At 67.2% G+C, this 671-nt stretch carries 1 pseudogene; it reads right to left on the bottom strand.

Annotation, left to right across the window (positions count from 1 at the left end):
* Positions 1–671 (bottom strand): annotated as a pseudogene (locus FHG89_RS32575) (formate dehydrogenase); the annotation flags it as partial.

Below are 671 nucleotides of genomic sequence, written 5' to 3'. Positions count from 1 at the left end.
GGCTCGACGGCCTTCTCCCGCCACTGCAACAACCGCTGCGTCTGGGTGAACGTGCCCTCCTTCTCCACGTGCGAGGCGGCGGGCAGGAAGAACACCTCCGTCCGGCACTCCTCTGGCACGATCTCACCGGTGGCGACCTCGGGGCCGTTCTGCCAGAACGTCGCGCTCTCGATCATGAACAGGTCCCGCACCACCAACCAGTCCAGGTTCGCCATACCCAGCCGCTGCGCGCGGCCGTGCGCGGAGCCGACCGCCGGGTTCTGCCCCAGCAGGAAGTACCCCTTGACCTTCCCGTCGATCATGTTCAGCACCTGCTGGTAGGTGCCGTGGTCACCGGTCATCCGGGGCAGGTAGCCGTAGCAGTAGTCGTTCTCGGGGGTTGCCGCGTCACCCCAGTACGCCTTGAGCAGGTTGACCCCGTAGGCGCGGGCGTTGCCCCAGAAGCCCTTCTGCCCGGGGTGCCGGATGCTGTCCACCCACTCGTCGAAGCTCGGGTGCTCGGCATGGTGCGGCATCGGCAGGTAGCCGGGCAGCAGGTTGAACAACGTCGGGACGTCGGTGGAGCCCTGGATGCTGGCGTGTCCGCGCAGCGCCATCACACCGCCACCCGGACGACCCATGTTGCCCAGCAACAGCTGGATGATCGCTCCGGTACGGATGTACTGCACGCC

Source organism: Micromonospora orduensis (genome assembly GCF_006228125.1).
Taxonomy (GTDB): Bacteria; Actinomycetota; Actinomycetes; order Mycobacteriales; family Micromonosporaceae; genus Micromonospora; species Micromonospora orduensis.
Note: the sequence above shows the minus strand (reverse complement) of the source record. Positions and strands in the feature narration are given on the sequence as shown.